The organism is Caballeronia mineralivorans PML1(12), from assembly GCF_001028175.1.
Classification (GTDB): domain Bacteria; phylum Pseudomonadota; class Gammaproteobacteria; order Burkholderiales; family Burkholderiaceae; genus Caballeronia; species Caballeronia mineralivorans.
Genome location: NZ_AEJF01000022.1, coordinates 1 through 18,664, shown reverse-complemented (window position 1 = coordinate 18,664; position 18,664 = coordinate 1). Strand labels below are relative to the sequence as shown.

General features: G+C 61.3%; 20 protein-coding genes and 1 pseudogene. 16 read left to right on the top strand and 5 right to left on the bottom strand.

Going from position 1 to position 18,664, the window contains the following annotated elements; translation table 11 throughout:
* Positions 1-5 precede the first annotated feature (5 nt).
* The 9 genes from EOS_RS03575 to pyrF all read left to right on the top strand — a co-directional run bounded on the left by EOS_RS03575 (position 6) and on the right by pyrF (position 9,082).
* Positions 6-680: a 2-dehydro-3-deoxy-6-phosphogalactonate aldolase gene (locus EOS_RS03575; RefSeq protein ID WP_047845237.1), complete on the top strand. Its 675-nt coding sequence runs from the start codon at positions 6-8 to the stop codon at positions 678-680.
* Positions 677-1,447 (top strand): SDR family oxidoreductase, encoded by a 771-nt coding sequence (locus tag EOS_RS03570; protein ID WP_047845236.1) that lies wholly within the window; start codon positions 677-679, stop codon positions 1,445-1,447. Before EOS_RS03575 ends, EOS_RS03570 begins: the two co-directional genes overlap by 4 nt.
* Before the next feature lie 115 nt (positions 1,448-1,562).
* On the top strand, positions 1,563-2,570 hold the full coding sequence (locus EOS_RS03565; protein ID WP_047845235.1) for an arabinose ABC transporter substrate-binding protein: 1,008 nt from the start codon (positions 1,563-1,565) through the stop codon (positions 2,568-2,570).
* A gap of 82 nt (positions 2,571-2,652) precedes the next feature.
* Positions 2,653-4,170 (top strand): L-arabinose ABC transporter ATP-binding protein AraG, encoded by a 1,518-nt coding sequence (gene araG, locus EOS_RS03560; RefSeq protein ID WP_047845234.1) that lies wholly within the window; start codon positions 2,653-2,655, stop codon positions 4,168-4,170.
* A gap of 28 nt (positions 4,171-4,198) precedes the next feature.
* The gene (araH, locus tag EOS_RS03555) at positions 4,199-5,191 is read left to right on the top strand and encodes an L-arabinose ABC transporter permease AraH (protein WP_047845233.1); all 993 of its coding nucleotides are present in this window, start codon (positions 4,199-4,201) and stop codon (positions 5,189-5,191) included.
* 17 nt (positions 5,192-5,208) lie between these two features.
* Positions 5,209-6,000, top strand: a complete 792-nt coding sequence (locus tag EOS_RS03550; protein WP_047845232.1) for an SDR family NAD(P)-dependent oxidoreductase — start codon at positions 5,209-5,211, stop codon at positions 5,998-6,000.
* Positions 5,997-6,863, top strand: coding sequence for an SMP-30/gluconolactonase/LRE family protein (locus EOS_RS03545; RefSeq protein ID WP_047845231.1), 867 nt, complete (start codon positions 5,997-5,999; stop codon positions 6,861-6,863). The genes EOS_RS03550 and EOS_RS03545 overlap by 4 nt, the downstream gene beginning before the upstream one ends.
* 232 nt (positions 6,864-7,095) lie before the next feature.
* Complete coding sequence (locus EOS_RS03540) at positions 7,096-8,205, top strand: aldose 1-epimerase (protein ID WP_047845230.1); 1,110 nt, start codon at positions 7,096-7,098, stop codon at positions 8,203-8,205.
* A gap of 61 nt (positions 8,206-8,266) precedes the next feature.
* Positions 8,267-9,082 (top strand): orotidine-5'-phosphate decarboxylase, encoded by an 816-nt coding sequence (pyrF, locus tag EOS_RS03535; RefSeq protein WP_047845229.1) that lies wholly within the window; start codon positions 8,267-8,269, stop codon positions 9,080-9,082.
* A gap of 23 nt (positions 9,083-9,105) precedes the next feature.
* On the opposite strand, the gene miaA is transcribed toward pyrF, so the two are convergent.
* Both miaA and mutL read right to left on the bottom strand, forming a co-directional pair.
* Complete coding sequence (gene miaA / locus EOS_RS03530) at positions 9,106-10,056, bottom strand: tRNA (adenosine(37)-N6)-dimethylallyltransferase MiaA (protein ID WP_047845228.1); 951 nt, start codon at positions 10,054-10,056, stop codon at positions 9,106-9,108.
* Positions 10,053-12,050: a DNA mismatch repair endonuclease MutL gene (gene mutL, locus EOS_RS03525; RefSeq protein WP_047845227.1), complete on the bottom strand. Its 1,998-nt coding sequence runs from the start codon at positions 12,048-12,050 to the stop codon at positions 10,053-10,055. Before mutL ends, miaA begins: the two co-directional genes overlap by 4 nt.
* Before the next feature lie 276 nt (positions 12,051-12,326).
* On the opposite strand from mutL, the gene EOS_RS03520 reads away from it, so the two are divergent.
* On the top strand, positions 12,327-12,983 hold the full coding sequence (locus EOS_RS03520) for a VTT domain-containing protein (protein WP_047845226.1): 657 nt from the start codon (positions 12,327-12,329) through the stop codon (positions 12,981-12,983).
* 570 nt (positions 12,984-13,553) lie between these two features.
* Here the strand turns inward: EOS_RS03520 and EOS_RS03515 are convergent.
* Positions 13,554-13,847, bottom strand: a complete 294-nt coding sequence (locus EOS_RS03515) for a HigA family addiction module antitoxin (RefSeq protein WP_047845225.1) — start codon at positions 13,845-13,847, stop codon at positions 13,554-13,556.
* Between the two features lie 14 nt (positions 13,848-13,861).
* On the bottom strand, positions 13,862-14,140 hold the full coding sequence (locus EOS_RS03510; RefSeq protein ID WP_047845224.1) for a type II toxin-antitoxin system RelE/ParE family toxin: 279 nt from the start codon (positions 14,138-14,140) through the stop codon (positions 13,862-13,864).
* Positions 14,141-14,219: 79 nt separating this feature from the next.
* Here EOS_RS03510 and EOS_RS03505 point away from each other — a divergent pair, with 79 nt between their 5' ends.
* The 5 genes from EOS_RS03505 to EOS_RS03485 all read left to right on the top strand — a co-directional run bounded on the left by EOS_RS03505 (position 14,220) and on the right by EOS_RS03485 (position 17,514).
* Positions 14,220-14,711 carry a YadA family autotransporter adhesin gene (locus EOS_RS03505; protein WP_053063742.1) on the top strand — a complete coding sequence of 164 codons (492 nt, stop codon included), beginning with the start codon at positions 14,220-14,222 and terminating at the stop codon, positions 14,709-14,711.
* A 231-nt stretch (positions 14,712-14,942) separates the two neighbouring features.
* Positions 14,943-15,134, top strand: coding sequence for a hypothetical protein (locus tag EOS_RS03500; RefSeq protein WP_047845223.1), 192 nt, complete (start codon positions 14,943-14,945; stop codon positions 15,132-15,134).
* Positions 15,135-15,190: 56 nt separating this feature from the next.
* The gene (locus EOS_RS03495; RefSeq protein ID WP_082163207.1) at positions 15,191-16,108 is read left to right on the top strand and encodes a peptidoglycan DD-metalloendopeptidase family protein; all 918 of its coding nucleotides are present in this window, start codon (positions 15,191-15,193) and stop codon (positions 16,106-16,108) included.
* A 55-nt stretch (positions 16,109-16,163) separates the two neighbouring features.
* Positions 16,164-16,718 carry an outer membrane protein assembly factor BamE domain-containing protein gene (gene bamE, locus EOS_RS03490; protein WP_087881875.1) on the top strand — a complete coding sequence of 185 codons (555 nt, stop codon included), beginning with the start codon at positions 16,164-16,166 and terminating at the stop codon, positions 16,716-16,718.
* Positions 16,719-17,181: 463 nt separating this feature from the next.
* Positions 17,182-17,514 (top strand): DUF4148 domain-containing protein, encoded by a 333-nt coding sequence (locus EOS_RS03485; RefSeq protein WP_047845222.1) that lies wholly within the window; start codon positions 17,182-17,184, stop codon positions 17,512-17,514.
* A gap of 58 nt (positions 17,515-17,572) precedes the next feature.
* Here the strand turns inward: EOS_RS03485 and EOS_RS03480 are convergent, their stop codons facing one another.
* A complete protein-coding gene (locus EOS_RS03480) occupies positions 17,573-18,001 on the bottom strand; it encodes a DUF3293 domain-containing protein (protein WP_047845221.1) in 429 nt (142 codons plus the stop codon).
* Positions 18,002-18,344: 343 nt separating this feature from the next.
* Between EOS_RS03480 and EOS_RS03475 the strand changes: the two are divergent.
* Positions 18,345-18,664 (top strand): annotated as a pseudogene (locus EOS_RS03475) (hypothetical protein); the annotation flags it as partial.

The window sequence follows — 18,664 nt, the reverse complement described above, 5'->3', positions numbered from 1 at the left end:
AGAACATGATCGATATCAACCTTCCCGCGCCCTATACACCACACGCCGGTCTTGCCGCCGCGTTCGAGCTGTGTCCGCTGATCGCGATCCTGCGCGGGGTGACGCCCGCCGACGCCGCCGATCACGGCCGTGCGTTGTACGAAGCGGGCTTTCGTATTATGGAAGTGCCTTTGAACTCGCCGCAACCGTTCGACAGCATCGCGGCGATCCGTCAGGCGCTTCCTGCCGATGCGATCGTCGGAGCGGGCACGGTCCTGCACCCGCATTACGTCGATGAAGTGAAGAAGGCTGGCGGCGAGTTGATCGTGATGCCGCACAGCGACGGCGACGTCGTGCGCGCCGCGAAGGCTCAAGGGCTTGCCTGCGCGCCGGGCGTTGCGACGCCGAACGAGGCGTTTATCGCGTTGAAGAACGGCGCGGACGTGCTGAAGATGTTTCCCGCCGAGCAGCTCGGCGTCCATGTGGTGAAGGCGTGGCGCGCGGTGATCGCGGCGCGCGTGCCACTGGTGCCGGTCGGTGGAATCGCGCCGGACAACATGGGGCCGTTCCTCACGGCGGGCGCGAACGGTTTCGGCCTCGGCTCAGCGCTGTACAAGCCGGGCCAGAGCGCAGCGACGACTTCGTCGCATGCGAAGGCGTTCATCAACGGGTTAGCCGTTGCACGAGGCCAGAAGAAATGACCCGGCTCGCAGGCAAGGTCGCAATGATCACCGGTGCCGGTCGTGGCATCGGTGCGGCGATTGCCAGCGCGTTTGTGCGCGAAGGCGCGGTGGTGGTGCTGGCGGAACTCGATATCGCGTTAGCGCGGGAGACGGCAGCGCGCATCGGATCGGCGGACAACGTGCTCGCTGTGCAAACGGACGTGACGCAAAGCGCATCGGTGCAAAACGCCGTCAGCGTAGGCGAAGCCAAGTTTGGCGCCATCGACGTGCTGGTGAACAACGCGGGCATCAACGTGTTCTGCGATCCGCTGACCATGACCGACGACGACTGGCGCCGCTGTTTCGCCGTCGATCTCGACGGCGTCTGGAACGGCTGCCGCGCCGTGTTGCCGGGCATGGTCGAGCGCGGGCGCGGCAGCATCGTGAATATTGCTTCCACGCACTCGTTCAAGATCATCCCCGGTTGCTTCCCGTATCCGGTGGCCAAGCACGGCGTGATCGGATTGACACGGGCGTTGGGTATCGAATACGCGGGGCGGCAGGTGCGGGTGAACGCGATCGCACCGGGTTACATCGAGACGCAGCTCACGCACGACTGGTGGAGCGAGCAGGCCGATCCGGTGAAGGCGAAACAGGCGACGCTCGATCTTCAACCGATGAAACGCATCGGCCGCCCGGAAGAAGTGGCGATGACGGCGGTGTTCCTGGCGTCAGACGAAGCGACGTTTATCAATGCGAGTTGCATCACGGTCGATGGCGGGCGTTCGGCGCTCTACCACGACTGAAGAACTGAATACGTAGCACAGGATGACGCACTGGCCGTGGTGCGACGTCATGACAACAAGACGCGGCCAACACCTTCGTACCAACTAGATAGACCATCAAGTCAGGAGACAGACCATGAAACGCAGAATGTTCCTCACGCTGGTTGCCACGGCCACCGCAGCGAGCGCGACCTTGTTCACGGCGCCGGTGGCGCAAGCCGCCGATAGCGTCAAGATCGGCTTCCTCGTGAAGCAGCCGGAAGAACCGTGGTTCCAGGACGAATGGAAGTTCGCCGAAATGGCCGCCAAGGACAAGGGCTTCACGCTGGTGAAGATCGGTGCGCCGTCGGGTGAAAAGGTGATGAGCGCCATCGACAACCTCGCCGCGCAAAAGGCGCAGGGTTTCGTGATCTGCACGCCCGACGTCAAGCTTGGACCGGGCATTGTTGCCAAAGCGAAAGCTGCCGGGTTGAAGATGATGACGGTGGATGACCGTCTGGTGGATGGCTCGGGCAAACCGATCGAATCCGTGCCTTACATGGGCATCTCGGCGTTCAACATCGGTAAGCAAGTGGGCGATGGAATTGCCGCCGAGATCAAGAAACGCGGCTGGAACATGGCGGAAGTCGGTGCTATCGACGTGACGTACGAACAGCTTCCGACCGCCCATGACCGCACGGCAGGCGCAGTGGAAGCGTTGGTCGCAGCGGGCTTTCCGAAGGCCAATATCGTGATGGCGCCGCAAGCCAAGACCGATACGGAAAACGCCTTCAACGCAGCCAACATCGCGTTGACGAAAAACACCCAGTTCAAGCACTGGGTGGCGTTCGGCCTGAACGACGAAGCCGTGCTTGGCGCAGTGCGCGCAGCAGAAGGGCGTGGCTTCAAGGCGGACAACATGATTGGCGTGGGTATCGGCGGCTCGGATTCGGCGTTGAACGAGTTCAAGAAACCGACTCCGACCGGCTTCTACGGCACGGTCATCATCAGCCCGAAGCGTCATGGCGAGGAAACGTCGGAACTCATGTACACGTGGATCAAGGACGGCAAGGAACCGCCGCTTGTGACGCTGACGACCGGCATGCTGGCCACGCGTGAGAACGTCGGTGAAGTGCGCGAGAAGATGGGCCTGGCATCGAAGTAAGGCTGTTCCGTAGTGCAACACCACGGACCGCGGCGGGTGTCGAAAAAGGCGCCGCGGTCCGCACGAATTCCAAGGAGGCGATGTGTCAGCGACGCTGCGTTTTGACAATATCGGTAAGGTTTTTCCAGGCGTGCGCGCGCTCGACGGCGTGTCGTTCGACGTCAACGCCGGCGAAGTGCACGGCCTGATGGGCGAGAACGGCGCGGGCAAATCGACTTTGCTCAAAGTGCTGGGCGGTGAATATCAGCCGGATTCTGGGCGCGTTTTAATCGATGGCAACGAGGTGAAGTTTGCGAGCGCGGCGGCATCGATTGCGGCGGGTATCGCGGTGATTCACCAGGAATTGCAGTATGTGCCCGATCTCACCGTAGCCGAAAACCTGCTGCTCGGCGCGTTGCCGAGCACGTTCGGCTGGGTGCATAAGCGCGAAGCGAAAAAGCATGTGCGCGAGCGGCTGATGCAAATGGGCGTCGATCTCGATCCCAACGCGAAGCTCAAGAAACTCTCTATCGCGCAACGGCAGATGGTGGAAATCTGCAAGGCACTGCTGCGTAACGCACGCGTGATTGCGCTGGATGAACCCACGTCGTCGCTGTCGCATCGCGAGACGGAAGTACTGTTCAAGCTCGTGCGCGACCTGAAGGCGGACAACCGGGCGCTGATCTATATCTCGCATCGGATGGACGAGATTTACGAGTTGTGCAACACGTGCACGATTTTCCGCGATGGCCGCAAGATCGCCTCGCACGCAAATCTCGCCGAAGTCCCGCGCGATACGCTCGTGCAGGAGATGGTCGGCCGCGAGATTTCGGATATCTACGATTACAAGCCACGTGCGCTTGGCGATGTGCGCTTCGCCGTGAAGAATGTGGAGGGCCACGCGCTGCGTGAACCGACGAGTTTCGAAGTGCGGCGCGGCGAGATTGTCGGTTTCTTCGGGCTTGTGGGCGCGGGGCGCAGCGAACTGATGCACCTCGTCTATGGCGCGGACCGGAAGAAAGCCGGGACCATCACACTCGATGGCGAGCCGATCAAGATCCGCAGCGCCGGCGAAGCGATCAGGCACGGCATCGTGCTGTGCCCTGAAGACCGCAAAGAGGAGGGCATCGTGGCAATGGCGACGGTGTCCGAGAACATCAACATCTCGTGCCGCCGGCATTACTTGCGCGCCGGGCTGTTCCTCGATCGCAAGAAAGAAGCCGAAACCGCTGACCGTTTCATCCAGTTGCTGAAGATCAAGACGCCGAGCCGCCGTCAAAAGATTCGCTTTCTTTCAGGCGGCAACCAGCAGAAAGCGATTCTGTCTCGCTGGCTCGCCGAGCCGGAACTGAAAGTCGTGATCCTCGATGAACCCACGCGCGGTATTGACGTGGGCGCCAAGCACGAGATCTACCACGTGATCTATCAACTGGCCGAACGCGGCTGCGCGATCGTGATGATCTCGTCCGAGTTGCCGGAGGTGTTGGGCGTATCGGACAGGATCGTGGTGATGCGGCAAGGGCGGATCGCGGGCGAATTGCCACGCGGGCAAGCGAACGAACAATCGGTGCTGAATCTCGCGCTGCCTGTGCAATCTGAACCGACTGCACAAGCAGCCTGAAGCAAAAAAGTGGAGAGTGGAGGACATCATGGAAGTCAGGGAAAACATAAGCAACACGCTGGTGCCATCGAAAAACGATAAGCAGAAGTGGTGGCAACAGATCACCGAATACAGCCTGATCGTGATCTTCGTCGTGATGTTCATCACGATGTCGCTCTCGGTCGAGCACTTCTTCTCCATCGAGAACATGCTCGGGCTGGCGCTGTCGATTTCGCAGATCGGCATGGTCGCCTGCACGATGATGTTCTGCCTGGCATCGCGCGATTTCGACTTGTCGGTGGGCTCGACGGTGGCGTTCGCCGGCGTGCTCTGCGCGATGGTGTTGAACGCCACGGGCAATACGTTTATCGCGATTATTGCGGCGGTGGCGGCGGGTTCGGTCATCGGTTTCGTGAACGGCGCGGTCATTGCGTACTTGCGGATCAACGCGCTGATTACTACGCTCGCTACGATGGAAGTCGTGCGCGGGCTGGGTTTTATCGTCTCGCACGGGCAGGCGGTGGGCGTGTCGTCGGAGACGTTTATCGAGCTCGGCGGGCTGACGTTGTTCGGCGTCTCGCTGCCGATCTGGATCACGCTGGCGTGTTTTATCGTGTTCGGCGTGCTGCTGAATCAGACTGTGTACGGGCGCAATACGCTTGCTATAGGCGGTAACGCGGAAGCGTCACGGTTGGCGGGTATTAATGTGGAACGCACGCGCGTCTGGATCTTTTTGATCCAGGGTGCGGTGGCGGCGCTTGCCGGTGTGATCCTGGCGTCGCGGATTACGTCGGGGCAACCGAACGCTGCAGAAGGCTTTGAGCTCAACGTGATTTCCGCGTGCGTGCTCGGCGGCGTGTCGCTGCTCGGGGGCCGCGCGACGATCTCGGGTGTGGTGATCGGCGTGCTGATCATGGGCACGGTCGAGAACGTGATGAACCTGATGAACATCGACGCGTTCTATCAGTACCTCGTGCGCGGCGCGATCCTGCTTGCCGCCGTGCTGCTCGACCAGTTGAAGAATCGCGGTTCGCGCGACTAAAAGAGAGGTTGGAAGAGATGGCCAGTTCAGTCGATAAAACCCTCGCCCGCTATCCGAGCCTTGCCGGAAAAGTGGTGCTGATCACCGGTGGCGCGACGGGGATTGGCGCGGCGTTCGTCGAGCATTTCTTCGATCAGGGCGCGAAGGTCGCGTTCTTCGATATCGACACGGACGCCGGCGTTGCGCTGGCCGATCAACTCGGCGCGGATCTGGCCGAAGGGCAATTCCGGCCGGTGTTCCTGCGCGTGGATCTGACGGATATCGACGCGCTGCGCAAAGCCATCGCGGATATTCGCAGCACGCTCGGTCCCATCGGCGTGCTGGTGAATAACGCCGCGAACGACAAGCGCCACAAGATCGAGGACGTGACGCCCGAGTCCTACGATGCGGGAATCGCGGTGAATATCCGCCACCAGTTTTTCGCGGCGCAAGCGGTGATTGAAGACATGAAGCAACTCGGCGGCGGGTCGATCGTGAACCTGGGATCGATTAGCTGGATGCTTAAACAAGGCGGTTTTCCGGTGTACGTGACCGCAAAAGCGGCCGTGCAAGGTATGACGAATGGGCTCGCACGCGATCTTGGCCCGTTCAATATCCGGGTGAACACGCTCGTGCCGGGCTGGGTGATGACGGATAAACAACGTCGCTTATGGCTCGACGACGCCGGCCGCCGCGCGATCAAAGAAGGCCAGTGCATCGATGCGGAATTGTTGCCCGTGCATCTCGCGCGCGCCGCGTTGTTCCTGGCATCGGACGACAGCAGCATGATGACGGCGCAGGAAGTGGTGATTGACGGAGGCTGGGCATGAAAGCGCATCTGCTGATTGACAGCAAATGCGCGCTGGGCGAAGGCGCGACGTGGTGCGCGGCGACCGGGCGTTTTTACTGGACAGATATTGAAGGCGAGCGTTTGTGGCGCTACGATCCACGCGATGCCAGCCGCGTTTGCTTCGACATGCCGGAACGACTTGCATGCTTCGCGTTATGCGCCGATGCTGATGTGCTGCTGCTCGGCCTCGCGTCGCGGCTGGCGTTTTTCGACTTGAGGACCGGCGCGATCGATACGATCACCGAGGTCGAGGCCGATTTGCCAACGCGTATCAACGACGGCAAATGCGACCGGCAAGGCCGCTTTGTATTCGGGACGAAACACGATGTCGCGAAGGCCGAGAAGATTGGCGGGTTTTATCGATTGAACCTGGATTTGTCGCTCGAGCGTTTGCCGCTCGGCGAGTGCGCGATCTCGAACAGCATTGCGTTCAGTCCGCACGGATCGCGCATGTATTTCTGCGATTCCCCGGCGCGCCAGATTCGCGTGTGCGATTACGATTCGTTCGAGAATCAGCGCGTGTTTGTCGAGTTGACCGACGCAAGCGGCGAGCCGGACGGTTCCGCCGTTGACCGCGATGGCGGCCTGTGGAACGCGCAGTGGGGCGGCAGGCGTGTGGTGCGTTATGACGTCGATGGCCGGGAAACTGAGCGTATCGACGTTCCGACCGCTCAGCCAAGCTGCGTCGCGTTTGGCGGCGCGCAGCTCGGCACGCTGTACATCACGAGCGCGCGCATCGGGCTGGATGCGCACGCGTTGCAGGACGACCTGCAGGCGGGCGCGGTGTTTATCGCGACGCCGGCGGCAAGGGGTATCGCCGAGCCGGTGTTTGGCGGGCAATGACGGCTAGATTGGGCTCGTTGAAGGACGGCTCCGGTGAGCGCCCCCGGAAACGCCATGGCGCGGTGGAGGAGTCGAACGCATGAACCGGGCGTCAGGCCCGCAAGCAGTCATCGCGCATCATGTTGCAAATAAAACACGAGGCGGCGTGCACGACGCGCTGCCCACATTTTCCCGGACACGCTGAGGTTTTGCGCCACGGCCACGGGATCGTTCGCCTCTCGGAGACAAGCACATGACCGTTGCACGTTCAGCAGCAGGCCCCAAGACCCCGCCGGCATCGTCCCGTCCCGCACCGACTACCCGCCGTTCGAAGCTTGCAGCCGCGACCGAGCCGTCGGTTCGTCCGGGGCCGGCCACGTCTGTCGTTGCCATGGGCGGCGCGGGCGTCGACGGTTGCATCACGCTCGCCAACGCGCAATTGCGCCTCGATATCGCGCCCGCGCTCGGCGGTGGCATCACGCGCTTTGACTGGCGCAGCGACGGCGCGCTCGTGCCGATCTTCCGGCCCTGCCTCGCGCCGAGTGCGGCCACCGATCCGAACGAACTCGCGTGTTATCCGCTGCTGCCGTATTCGAACCGCATCGGCGGCGGGCGCTTTCAGTTTCTCGGCCGCGGTGTCGATGTGCCGTGCAACCGGCCCGGCGAGCCGCTGCCGCTGCATGGAGACGGCTGGCTCGGCGCGTGGGATGTCGCGTCCGAGAGTTCGACGTACGTGCAGCTCAAGCTCGACCGACGCAATGGCAAGCCGTATTCGTATCGGGCGACCCAGTCGTTCATGCTCGATGCCGCGACGCTGGTGGTGACGCTTTTTATCGAGAATACGGGGCGCGAGACGTTGCCGTTCGGGCTCGGTTTGCATCCGTTCCTCACGCGTGAAGCCGATACCGAGTTGTCCGCTGCGGCCGATGGCTTGTGGCTTTGCGGTAATGACTTCCTCCCGGTCCGGCACGTGCCTGCGCCGCCCGCATGGCAATTCGGCGTGGCGTACCCCATGCCCGCCGCGATGGTGAATAACGCGTTCACGGGGTGGAGCGGGCGCACGAGCGTGATGTGGCCAAAGCGCCGTTTGTCGCTGACCATCTGCGCCGATACCGATTACTACGTGCTCTACGCGCCGGCGGGCAAGGATTTCTTCTGCTTCGAACCCGTCGATCACCCGATCAACGCAGTGAATCTGCCCGGCGGCGGCGCGGCGCACGGCATGACGGTGCTCGCGCCCGGCGAGAGCCTCACGCGCGAGTTCAGCTTTACCGTCGAACGATCTGGGGAAGCGAAGCGGCGTGGACGGCCGAAGCAGCCTGCGGGGCAAAAAGCACGCAAGGCGGCCGCGACGGTTCGATAGCGCCTCGTTTGCGCGGGTTAAAATGCGCGATCGCTTATTTGCCCTCTCGCCCCGGATGCCCATGTCTTTTATCGAATCGCTCAGCGCCGCGTGGTCGCGGACCCAGTCGCTACTCTGTGTCGGGCTCGATCCGGAGCCTTCCCGGTTTCCGGGCGCATTCAACGGCCACGCCGATTCGATCTTCGATTTCTGCCGCGAAATTGTCGACGCGACTGCCCCGTTTGCTTGCGCTTTCAAGCCGCAGATTGCGTATTTTTCCGCGCATCGGGCCGAGGATCAGCTTGAGCAACTGATTGCGCATATTCATGCTGAGCATCCTGGCTTGCCGGTGATCCTGGACGCCAAACGTGGCGATATCGGCAGTACCGCCGAGCAATATGCCATTGAAGCCTTCGACCGATATCAAGCCGATGCCGTCACGGTTAATCCGTATATGGGGTTCGATTCTGTTCAGCCGTATCTGGACCATGACGGGAAGGGCGTGATTGTCTTGTGCCGCACCTCCAATGTCGGTGGCTCGGATCTGCAGTTTCTTAGCGTCGACGGAACACCGCTTTATCAAGTGGTCGCGAAGCTCGCTGCTGAGAAGTGGAATGCCAACGGGCAGTTGGGATTGGTCGTTGGCGCGACGTTTCCGCGGGAAATTGAAGTGGTGCGTTCTATTGTTGGCGATATGCCGCTTTTGATTCCCGGTATCGGCGCTCAAGGTGGCGATGTCGAAGCGACTGTTCGCGCCGGACGGGATTCTTCTGGTAAAGCGGGGATGCTGATCAACTCTTCTCGCGCGATTATTTATGCCGGGAAGGGGGATGACTTTGCTAGCGTCGCGGGTGAGGCTGCGCGGCGGACGCGGGACGCTATTAACGCGGTTGTTTGAGGGTTTGGACGCTCAGGCCGGCGCTATCCCTCTATAACCCTCTGTATTTGCTCCAGCGCCGCTTCGGTGGCGCCTTCCGCAGTGCAATCCACGATCTTTCGATTGTCGATGCTTCGCAGCCAAGTCAACTGGCGCTTGCATAACTGACGCGTCGCGAAGACGCCTTTATCGCGCATGGTCGGGTAATCGACTTCCCTGTCCAGATATTCCCAGACTTGCCGGTATCCCACGCAGCGCATGGATGGCATCGTCGGCGTGAGATCGCCGCGCGCGCGTAGCGCCTCGACTTCCTCGATGAGTCCAGCCTTTAGCATCTCGTCGAAGCGCTTCTCGATCCGCGCATGCAACACGCTTCTATCCGATGGCTCCAACGCGATCGGAACGAATTCAGGCTCGCTTTCTTGGGTTTTTTTCGGATCTTTCAATATGGCAGACAGGGTTCTGCCCGTCAGTATATGGACCTCCAACGCGCGCTGGATCCGCTGCGAATCGTTGGGTGCGAGCCGCGCCGCCGTTTCTGGATCAACAAGCATTAATCGCGCGTGCATTGCCGGCCAGCCGTCTCGCGCCGCTTCTGCGTCCAGTTCAGCGCGGACATCTGGATTCGCCTCGGGCAGATCGTTTAATCCACGTGTCAAGGCCATGTAATACAACATCGTCCCGCCGACCAATAGCGGGATCCCGCCGCGTTGCTCAATTTGCGCGACAAGGCGTAATGCATCGTTCCTGAATTGCGCCGCCGAATACGACTCGGTCGGATCGATGATATCGATCAGATGATGCGGCGCCAGCGCGCGTTCTTCTTGCGTTGGCTTCGCGGTCCCTATATCCATGCCGCGATAAACGAGCGCCGAATCCACACTGATGATTTCCACCGGCCGACGCTGCGCAAATGCCAGAGCAGCAGCGGTCTTTCCGGATGCCGTCGGTCCCAATAAACACGCAACCCGACACGCAATACGCCGCGCGCTCATTGGCCGCGCATGAAAAGTCGATCGAGATCGCCAAGCGTTAGCTGGAACCAGGTCGGGCGGCCGTGATTGCATTGATCGCCACGCTCGGTGGCTTCCATCTGGCGCAACAGCCCGTTCATCTCGTCCAGCGTCAGCCGCCGGTTCGCCCGCACTGCGTGATGGCACGCGAGCGTGCCCAGCAATTCATGCTGGCGCTCGGTCAACACCCGCGAGCCGCCGTAAGCCTGCAAATCTGAAATCACCGCGCGCGCCAACGACTGCAGATCGGCATCTTTCAAGAGAGCAGGAACTGCCCGGATCGCGATCGACCCCGGCGACAGAATCGCCAGATCGAACCCCAACGCGTCCAGCACTTCGCGCTCTTCCTCGACCACGCCCATCTCTACCGCATCGACGGTCATCGTCACCGGAATCAGCAACGGCTGAACCGCGATTGTCCGGTCAGCGAGCGAGTTCTTGAACTGCTCGTAGAGGATGCGCTCGTGGGCCGCGTGCATGTCCACGATGATCAATCCCTGCGCGTTCTGCGCCAGCACGTAGATGCCGTGAATCTGGCCCAGCGCGAAGCCCAGCGGCTGCTCAACGGCCCCTAGATCCGGCGCACCCGGCATCGCGGCGTAGAGCGGCGCGCCGGCCTGCTTCGGCGAGTCAGCGTCGGAGCTAACGCTGGCGGCGAGCGTCGTGCCCTGCGGCGTGCCGGCATTCACGTCGCGGCGACCGAATAGTGCGTCGTACAGCGCCAGCGGCTGCGCGACCGGCAGATTGCCCTGCGTCATCCGCGATTGCCGCAGCCAGTTCGTGCCGTTGTCGGTCTTCTGCCCCGAACCCGGCGTCGAATCGCTGCTCGGCGTACCGAGACCTGCGCCCGCGTAAGGCCGTGCGCTAAACGATGCGATTCCCGTCGGCTGCAATTGCGCGGCGTGGCCACCGGCCGTCGTTTCCGGCGATGCTCCCGCGTTGCGCGCTAGCGCCCGCTGAACGGCATGAAACACATATTGGTGGATCGAGCGCGAATCGCGGAAACGCACTTCGATCTTCGACGGATGCACGTTCACATCGACGGATTCCGGCGGCAGGTCGAGGAACAGCACGTACGACGGATACCGGTTGCCGTGCAGCACGTCCTCGTACGCGGCGCGCACGGCGTGCGTGAGCAGCTTGTCGCGCACGAAGCGCCCGTTGACGAAGAAGTACTGCTGGTCGGCGCGGCCGCGGCTCGCGGTTGGCAAGCCAGCGCAGCCATACACGGCGAGCGGTCCGGCGCGCTCGTCCAGCGGCAGATGGGCGGTGGCGAAGACATCGCCGAGAATTTTTGCCACGCGCGTGGACGGGTCCGACGCGTTCCAGTGCTCGACGGCCTTGCCGTTATGAATCACCGAGATCGCAATGTCCGGCCGCGCCAGCGCCACGCGCCTGATCACTTCGAGGCAATGCCCGAGTTCGGTCTGCTCGCTTTTCAGGAATTTGCGGCGCGCGGGGGTGTTGAAGTACAGCTCGCGCACTTCCATGGTCGTGCCGATAGTCCCGGCCGCCGGCGAGATCGCGCCGGTCTGGGCATCGATGCGGGTGGCATGCGCGCACGAGGCCGTCCGGCTGGTGATGAAAAGCTCCGCCACCGATGCAATCGACGCCAGCGCCTCGCCGCGAAACCCGAGCGACGCCACGGCTTCGAGCTCGGCGAGCGAGCGGATCTTGCTGGTGGCGTGGCGCAACAAAGCCAAAGGAAGTTCGGCGGGCGGGATGCCGCAGCCATCGTCGACGATCAGGATCCGCTTGACACCGCCTTCATCGAGCGTGATCCGCAAGCTCGACGCACCGGCGTCCAGTGCGTTCTCGAGCAGCTCCTTCACCACGGACGCTGGCCGTTCGACCACTTCGCCCGCCGCGATCTGGCTGATCAGCTGGTCGGGCAGCGGCTGAATGGCGCGCGGCAAGCGCCCGACGACGGCGGCGGGGTTAGATATCGTGTCGGATGAATCGATGAGATCGGGCATGGCGAAATTATAAAGCTTCGCGCCCGTGAACGATTTCAGCGCGCTCCAGCTTAGCCGCGAAGCACGTTCTCATCGGAAATCGCGCTTCATTCCACCCGCTCCGGTGGGGAAAAGCGCTCGGATCCGCGCCAAAACCGGTGCTTGAACTAAGCGTGCGCTAATTTTACGCGGGCGACTTTCGGTATCATGACGCGACTGTTTTGATCGCAACGATGTGCCCGCGCATTCACGCTGCCATTGCTCATTTCACTCATTCCACTTTGATCGAGGCCTCATTTGGATACGCTGCTGTCATTCCTGAGTCTTATTCTCCACATCGACAAATCGCTCGGTTTTTTCATCCAGCACTACGGCGCCTGGGTGTACGCCGTGCTGTTCCTGATCGTGTTCTGTGAAACCGGGCTCGTGGTGCTTCCGTTCTTGCCGGGCGACTCGCTGCTGTTTATCGGCGGTGCGTTTGCGGCGAGCGGATCGATGGATCTTGGCGCGCTGATCGTGCTGCTGCTGATCGCGGCGGTGCTCGGCAACACGGTGAACTACTGGATCGGCCGCGCGATCGGCCCCAAGGTCTTCGATACCCACATTCCCGTGCTCGAACGTTTCCTCGATCGTGAAGCGCTTCGCAAGACGCAAGGCTTCTACGAGCGGCACGGCGGCAAAACCATCGTGCTCGCGCGTTTCGTGCCCATTGTGCGGACGTTCGCGCCATTCGTGGCGGGCGCATCGACGATGAACGCATCGCGCTTTCAATTGTTCAACATACTCGGCGCGCTGATCTGGGTGTTGCTGCTCGTGCTGCTCGGTTATTTCTTCGGCAATATTCCGTTCATCCGCCAGTATCTGAATGTGATCGCGCTGGTCGGCGTGTGCGCGGCGATCGTGCCGATTGCGCTGGGCGCGTTGTGGAAGGTCATGCGGCGTAAAGCCAGCTAATAAAGAAAGTGTGGATGGAACCCAACAGGCCGCTCTCGAGCGGCCTGTTGTTTGGCGCTTCGCGCCGCGGTGTTCGATTGAGCGCGTGAACCGCGCTTAATTCAAGTCTTCAATCCGGCTGCGCGTTACGCCGGAAAGTTCCCAAGCCGGCCATTGTGTCCGGCGTCGTTTTTCGCCCTTTCCCGACGTAAGAGACTGTTGCAACGCATGCAACGTTCCCTAGGACTGCGCCTATCCAAAGTCTTATCTCATCCTCATAAAGTATGTCCTGACGCTAGGTGCGACGCGCAAAACCTCTTAAAGCTTCCTCGTTATTTCGCCGCCGCCTGTTGACCTCCGGGACCTGTTCCTGACGGGTTCAGAGCCATATCGAAGCGCCGATTCGGAATGTTCCGAACCGGTTTCCAGTCAAGAAGCTGGACATATTTTTAGGAATACAGATCATTATGAACAAGTCATTCCTTCCTCGTCGCCCTCCAGAAACCTGAGCCGCCATCCGCCGCCAAGCTCGGCCGGGCACGGATCAATCCGGTAGTGGTAGTTAGGCATGGATTTTCCCTGTTCTCCGGTTCAGGCGGACGACCCGGCGGGCTGCAACGGAATTACGTCTGGCTGCCCGCGTTGCTCGGCAAGGCTCAGCTCGTAGTTGCTCTGTAAAGTCATCCAAAACCGCGCGGTACTCACTCCCGCTCGCTCGAGACGCACAGCTAGGTCAGGGCTAATACCCGCGTGTCCATGAAGAACTCGCGAGAGCGCCGTGCGCGACATCCCAAGCCGGGTTGCGGCGTCCGTAACTTCGATCCCGAGCGGCAACAAAACGTCTTCGCGCAACAGCTCGCCGGGATGTGGATGATTTTTCATCATGGCGTTCATTTTCCTCAGTGATAGTCCTGATAATCGACTAGCTCGACGTCGGCAGCGACAAAGCGGAACGTGATGCGCCAGTTCCCATTGACCCATGCCGACCAGTATCCTTTCAATTCACCCTTCAATGGATGAAGTTTGTAGCTGGGCTGATTAAGTTCGGTCGGCGAACTGGCAGCATCGAGCGCCGCCAGAATACGTAACACCTTCGGCGCGTGCGCCGCTTGGATGCCACGTGCTGACCCTGTTCGGTAGAGGACTTCAAGTCCCTTGTGGCGAAAACTGATTATCATATATAAAGTGTAGCGCGTATCGCTACGCGCATCAAGAATTTTTGATTGATGCTGGACGCTGGCGCAATTCTTGAACGCGATGGTTTCAGTGCGCGTTCGGAATTCATCGGCGGCTAGCGGATCGAAGCCTGCGGCATCGGGTCAGGACGCAGTAGCGATTGGCGCGAACGCTGTGGCCTCAGGCAGCAACTCGGTGGCGCTCGGTGCGAATTCTGTTGCCAACGAAGCCAACACGGTATCCGTAGGCTCAGCCGGCAACGAACGCCGCGTGACGAATGTGGCGTCGGGCGTGAGCGGCACGGACGCGATCAACATGACGCAGATGAACCAGTTCCGTAGCGACGTCGGCGCCAGCCTGACGGCCTTGCAAAAGGCGGCATACGGTGGCGTGGCCGCGGCCATGGCGATGCCGAACTCCACGCCGAGCGGTCCCGGCAAGACGATGGTGAGCGCGGGCGTGGCGAACTACAAGGGCTATAGCGCGATCGGCGCGGGCGTGCCCCATCGTTCACTCAATGGCCGCTGGGTTGTGAGTGTCGCCATCGCAGCGACGCGTGCGTGCTCATGCTGACTACGAGTTCTGATCGAAGGACTTTAGAAGGCTGAACGTGCTGTAGCGGTTGTAAAAGAGAAAGGGCGGTCCGCATAGTCGGATCGCCTTTTTTTATTGGCGCGGCGACAGGTCCGAAGTCGGTCCGTGCCTTCGCCGTGAAAACGTAAAAGGTTAGAATGCCAAATCTTGAAAGAGCGGGAATCGAGCGGCTAGCAGGAACGATTCCGGCTAATCATGAACAGATGTTAAATGTCTTATGCTGGCGAAGAGCAAGGTGGGACAGTCATGCGGGAACAAGCAGGAATGTTGCGTCGTCTGAAGTTGGCGGTGATAGCGGTGGGTGTGGCGGCGCTGGTGAGCGGCTGCGGGATTTTTGGCTGCGGCGGCAGCGCGACGAACGGTGGGGCTTTCGGCGGATGCGGAGCCGGCATGCGGTTCTGAGCGCCCAGGCGCACCCCGGAAATATCGATAACAGGAAGTCAGGGAAAACGGCAAGCATGGCGGTATCGCGTTCAGGTAATTCAGGATGGGCCGTCATCGGCCGGGTGGGCGTGCTGGGCGCGCTCGTTTCCATCGGCGTGGCGGGGTGCTCGTCGGCGCTCACGCCCGCGCCGATCGTCGAGCGGTCGACGGGCGGCGGAGCACCGCCCATCGTGCTTCCCACCAGTCCGCCGGGCACCCTGTCCGCCGCGGGTGGGGCCGCCATCGCGCCGCCGGTGCAACCGGAAGCCGGGCCGGGGTTTTATCGCGTGAAGCCCGGCGATACGCTCTATGGCATCGCGCGCGCGCAGAAGCAGCGCCCATCCGATCTCATCCAGTGGAACAACCTGCCAGAGAGCAAGCAGGTCAACATCGACCAGTTGCTGCGGGTTGCGCCGCCAGGCAGCACGCCTTCGGGTACAACCGCCGCCAGTACCGATGACCGGAGCAAACAGGCGTCGTCGGCTGCGGGATCGAAGTCGGGGCCGCCCGTTATCGGCGCGCCGGCGGCTGCGGCGAACAACAACAGCGCGCCCGACACCAGCACGCCCGCGATCAGTTCGAAGGGCGCGTGGTTGATGTGGCCCGCACAAGGCGAGGTGATCACGAAGTTCGGCGAGGGCGGCAGCAAGGGTATCGACATTGGCGGCAAGCTCGGCGAGCCGGTGAAAGCCGCCGCAGCCGGACGGGTCGTCTATGCGGGCAGTGGCTTGCGCGCGTACGGGCAGATGATCATCGTCAAGCACGGTAACGACTTCCTCACGGCCTACGCGCACAACAGCAAGCTGCTGGTGAAGGAAGGCGACGCCGTGCGCCAGGGCGCGCCGATCGCGGAAATGGGGACGGGACCGAGCAATAAGCCGCTGCTGCACTTCGAACTGCGCAAGTCGGGGCAGGCCGTCGATCCGGTTCCATCGCTCAAGAAGGCGGGATGATGAATTGCGTGCGCAGCGTGCGCGCAACCAGAGGGCTGCGGACATGAATCGACTTATGAAGCGACTCATGCTTGTCGCCGCTTGCACGGCTGCCGTGTTGCTCACCGGCTGCAATGACCAGCAGAGCGAGGACGCCATGAACAAGTTGAAAGCGTTGTTCAACGCCGTCAAGCCGGACACGTTGTTGCTCAAGGATCTGACGCCCGGCGTGACGACCGAGGCGCAGATCCGCGATCAGATGGGCGAGCCGGAGACGGCGAGAAACTACACGGATGGTTCGAAGCGTCTTGAATATCCGCGCGGTCCGGCGGGGACGAACACCTATTTTGTCGACATCGATGCAAACGGCAAGTTCGTCACGGTCACGCAGGTCCTGACGGCGGAAAACATCGCGAAGGTACGCCCGGGCATGACACAGGACGAAGTGCGCCGGCTGCTGGGCAAGCCGACGACCATCGCGGAATATCCGCTCAAGAAAGAGCGCGTGTGGAGCTGGCATTGGGAAGAGGGCGGCGTGACACGCGATGCGATGTTCAACGCGCATTTCGGCCCGGATGGGATTGTGACGACCACGTCGCGATCCGAAGCGGAAGGTGGCGGCAAGCATTGAGCGTGGCACGGGGGTCTCGCTAAATCGATGCAGGATCAAAAATCAAAGCACGCGCATGAGCGCGAGGCACTGATGGCACTGATGGCACTGATGGCGCTCGCGGCGCGTCATCGCGCGGACCGGGCGAGGGCGCTGGAGGGGGGCGATGCGCTCGGGCAATGCGGGCGCGGTCATGCATGAGACGACGGCGTCAGCGCGGCGGGCGGTTGATATCGGCGCTCTACGCGCATGCCGCTACGCCCCTGCACTGGGAATGCGCGTTCGGGCATACCTGGGATACATCGTCGGACGAGGTGACACGACACTGGTGCGGGCAGTGCACGCGCCGAGGCGTGTACGACCCGGCGCGTGCTCTAAAAACCTTACCGTAGCCACGCGCAAATTATTTTCGAATCATCCGGAATAGACGGGAAAAAAATGGGTTCGCCCTAGTACCAACCCGTTAAATACTCTGGAGTCGAAAATGAAAAAGATCGCCCTGTTCGTGATGTGCGGTGCTGTTCTTGCATCGTCGAGCGCATTTGCTCAAGCTCAAGGCCTGACCCGTGCCGAAGTCCGCCAGCAACTTGTTGAAGCGCAGCAGAACGGCTCACAACTCGTTAGCAATGCTTCGTATCCGGATGTGGCACGTATCTACACGAACCAGGTTGCGCAGGCCAAGCAGGGCGCTTCGGCATACGGCGGCGTGGCGGCAGGGTCGAGCGCGAGTTCGGCGCGCGTTGCGATCGGCGGTAGCCCGAGCCACGAAGCCTGTGTGGGACCGGTTAGCTTCTGCAATATCTATGCAGGTTCTTGATGGTTGCACGGACAGCTCGTTCATGCTCAGCATGAGTCGCGGGTCGTCCTTGCGTGATTTATCGCAGAAGGATCAATTGAGGTACGGTGTCCGCGCCACACCAGACAATCGCGTTTTGTCCATGTCGCGCGCCGAGTTGTTTCGCCGCGTCCAACGCTAAGCCCAGGATCAGGAAGCTCGGTTCACCCGGCCATTGTCCCGACGGATGCTCGCCTATTCCTTCGATAAACCTTAAGCCCTCGCGGTGGAGTTCTTCTGCGAGCGCGGCTTGCCGGAGAGCATTGGACTCTGCATCGATCAACGCGCTAAACGGATTCGCCGCGGTCACAAACGCGCTGCGATCGACGCCAAAGGCCCGATGAAGTTCAGCGAGGGCGGGATTAGGAATCCCTATTCGCAGCGTCGCTGGGGCATCGCCCAGGACGCGATAATGCGTTTCCTCATAAGCCCGGAGTGTGTCCCGGTCGATGACCGAATTGCGCTGCACATCAATCTCCTTGCGCCAGCATGGAATCCGGTTGGGCGCGTCATCTTGACCTACGGGCCGACTGCATTCTGCGGAAATCGTATCAGACCGGAAACGTGCGCGAACGCGTGCGATTGTTTCGCGTGAATCGTTCGATAAACCCCCGGCACATACCAGAGTTCCACTATCCATTGTGCGTGCTGCCGAACACACCGTATTGATGTGACAAAGGCCGCTGTGTGGGCTACCGATCGCTCTGCGTGAATGTCCTGGGACTGGGGGTTCAGCACGTCGCCGGGCGCCTGTACGATGCTTGTTTAAATTGCACTTGAGCGCTCTGACAGGCGCTGTTATCGAGGGACATATGGATTCGCAGATGCTGGCGAAAGACGCCGTGAAGAGCACGCCGACTAACGTTCACGTTCACCTTTACTACGGCGTTGATCCGAGCCGGTATCGCAAGGACGAGAACGTCGGGTGCCTGTACGGGTACCATTATGCCGAGTCGGAATCGATGGCGCTTTCGTATTCCCAGGATCACCCCGAAGGACGTGTTCTCCGCACTATCCGACGCGGCTTGAAAGCGTTCCTTGGCTGCGATCTCATTCATGCGTTTCGCAACCGCGCAGCGTTGCTTGAAGCGGACGTGATCTGGACGCATACGGAGCGGGAATATCTATCCGC

Bases quoted from the DNA above. Each gene is read 5' to 3' on its own strand.
- EOS_RS03495 (WP_082163207.1), top strand. From the start codon at position 15,191: ATGGCGGTATCGCGTTCAGGTAATTCAGGATGGGCCGTCATCGGCCGG.
- EOS_RS03500 (WP_047845223.1), top strand. From the start codon at position 14,943: ATGTCTTATGCTGGCGAAGAGCAAGGTGGGACAGTCATGCGGGAACAA.
- araH (WP_047845233.1), top strand. From the start codon at position 4,199: ATGGAAGTCAGGGAAAACATAAGCAACACGCTGGTGCCATCGAAAAAC.
- EOS_RS03510 (WP_047845224.1), bottom strand. From the start codon at position 14,140: ATGATAATCAGTTTTCGCCACAAGGGACTTGAAGTCCTCTACCGAACA.
- EOS_RS03540 (WP_047845230.1), top strand. From the start codon at position 7,096: ATGACCGTTGCACGTTCAGCAGCAGGCCCCAAGACCCCGCCGGCATCG.
- EOS_RS03565 (WP_047845235.1), top strand. From the start codon at position 1,563: ATGAAACGCAGAATGTTCCTCACGCTGGTTGCCACGGCCACCGCAGCG.
- EOS_RS03550 (WP_047845232.1), top strand. From the start codon at position 5,209: ATGGCCAGTTCAGTCGATAAAACCCTCGCCCGCTATCCGAGCCTTGCC.
- EOS_RS03545 (WP_047845231.1), top strand. From the start codon at position 5,997: ATGAAAGCGCATCTGCTGATTGACAGCAAATGCGCGCTGGGCGAAGGC.
- pyrF (WP_047845229.1), top strand. From the start codon at position 8,267: ATGTCTTTTATCGAATCGCTCAGCGCCGCGTGGTCGCGGACCCAGTCG.
- EOS_RS03515 (WP_047845225.1), bottom strand. From the start codon at position 13,847: ATGATGAAAAATCATCCACATCCCGGCGAGCTGTTGCGCGAAGACGTT.
- mutL (WP_047845227.1), bottom strand. From the start codon at position 12,050: ATGCCCGATCTCATCGATTCATCCGACACGATATCTAACCCCGCCGCC.
- EOS_RS03570 (WP_047845236.1), top strand. From the start codon at position 677: ATGACCCGGCTCGCAGGCAAGGTCGCAATGATCACCGGTGCCGGTCGT.
- EOS_RS03485 (WP_047845222.1), top strand. From the start codon at position 17,182: ATGAAAAAGATCGCCCTGTTCGTGATGTGCGGTGCTGTTCTTGCATCG.
- miaA (WP_047845228.1), bottom strand. From the start codon at position 10,056: ATGAGCGCGCGGCGTATTGCGTGTCGGGTTGCGTGTTTATTGGGACCG.
- bamE (WP_087881875.1), top strand. From the start codon at position 16,164: ATGAAGCGACTCATGCTTGTCGCCGCTTGCACGGCTGCCGTGTTGCTC.
- EOS_RS03575 (WP_047845237.1), top strand. From the start codon at position 6: ATGATCGATATCAACCTTCCCGCGCCCTATACACCACACGCCGGTCTT.
- EOS_RS03505 (WP_053063742.1), top strand. From the start codon at position 14,220: ATGGTTTCAGTGCGCGTTCGGAATTCATCGGCGGCTAGCGGATCGAAG.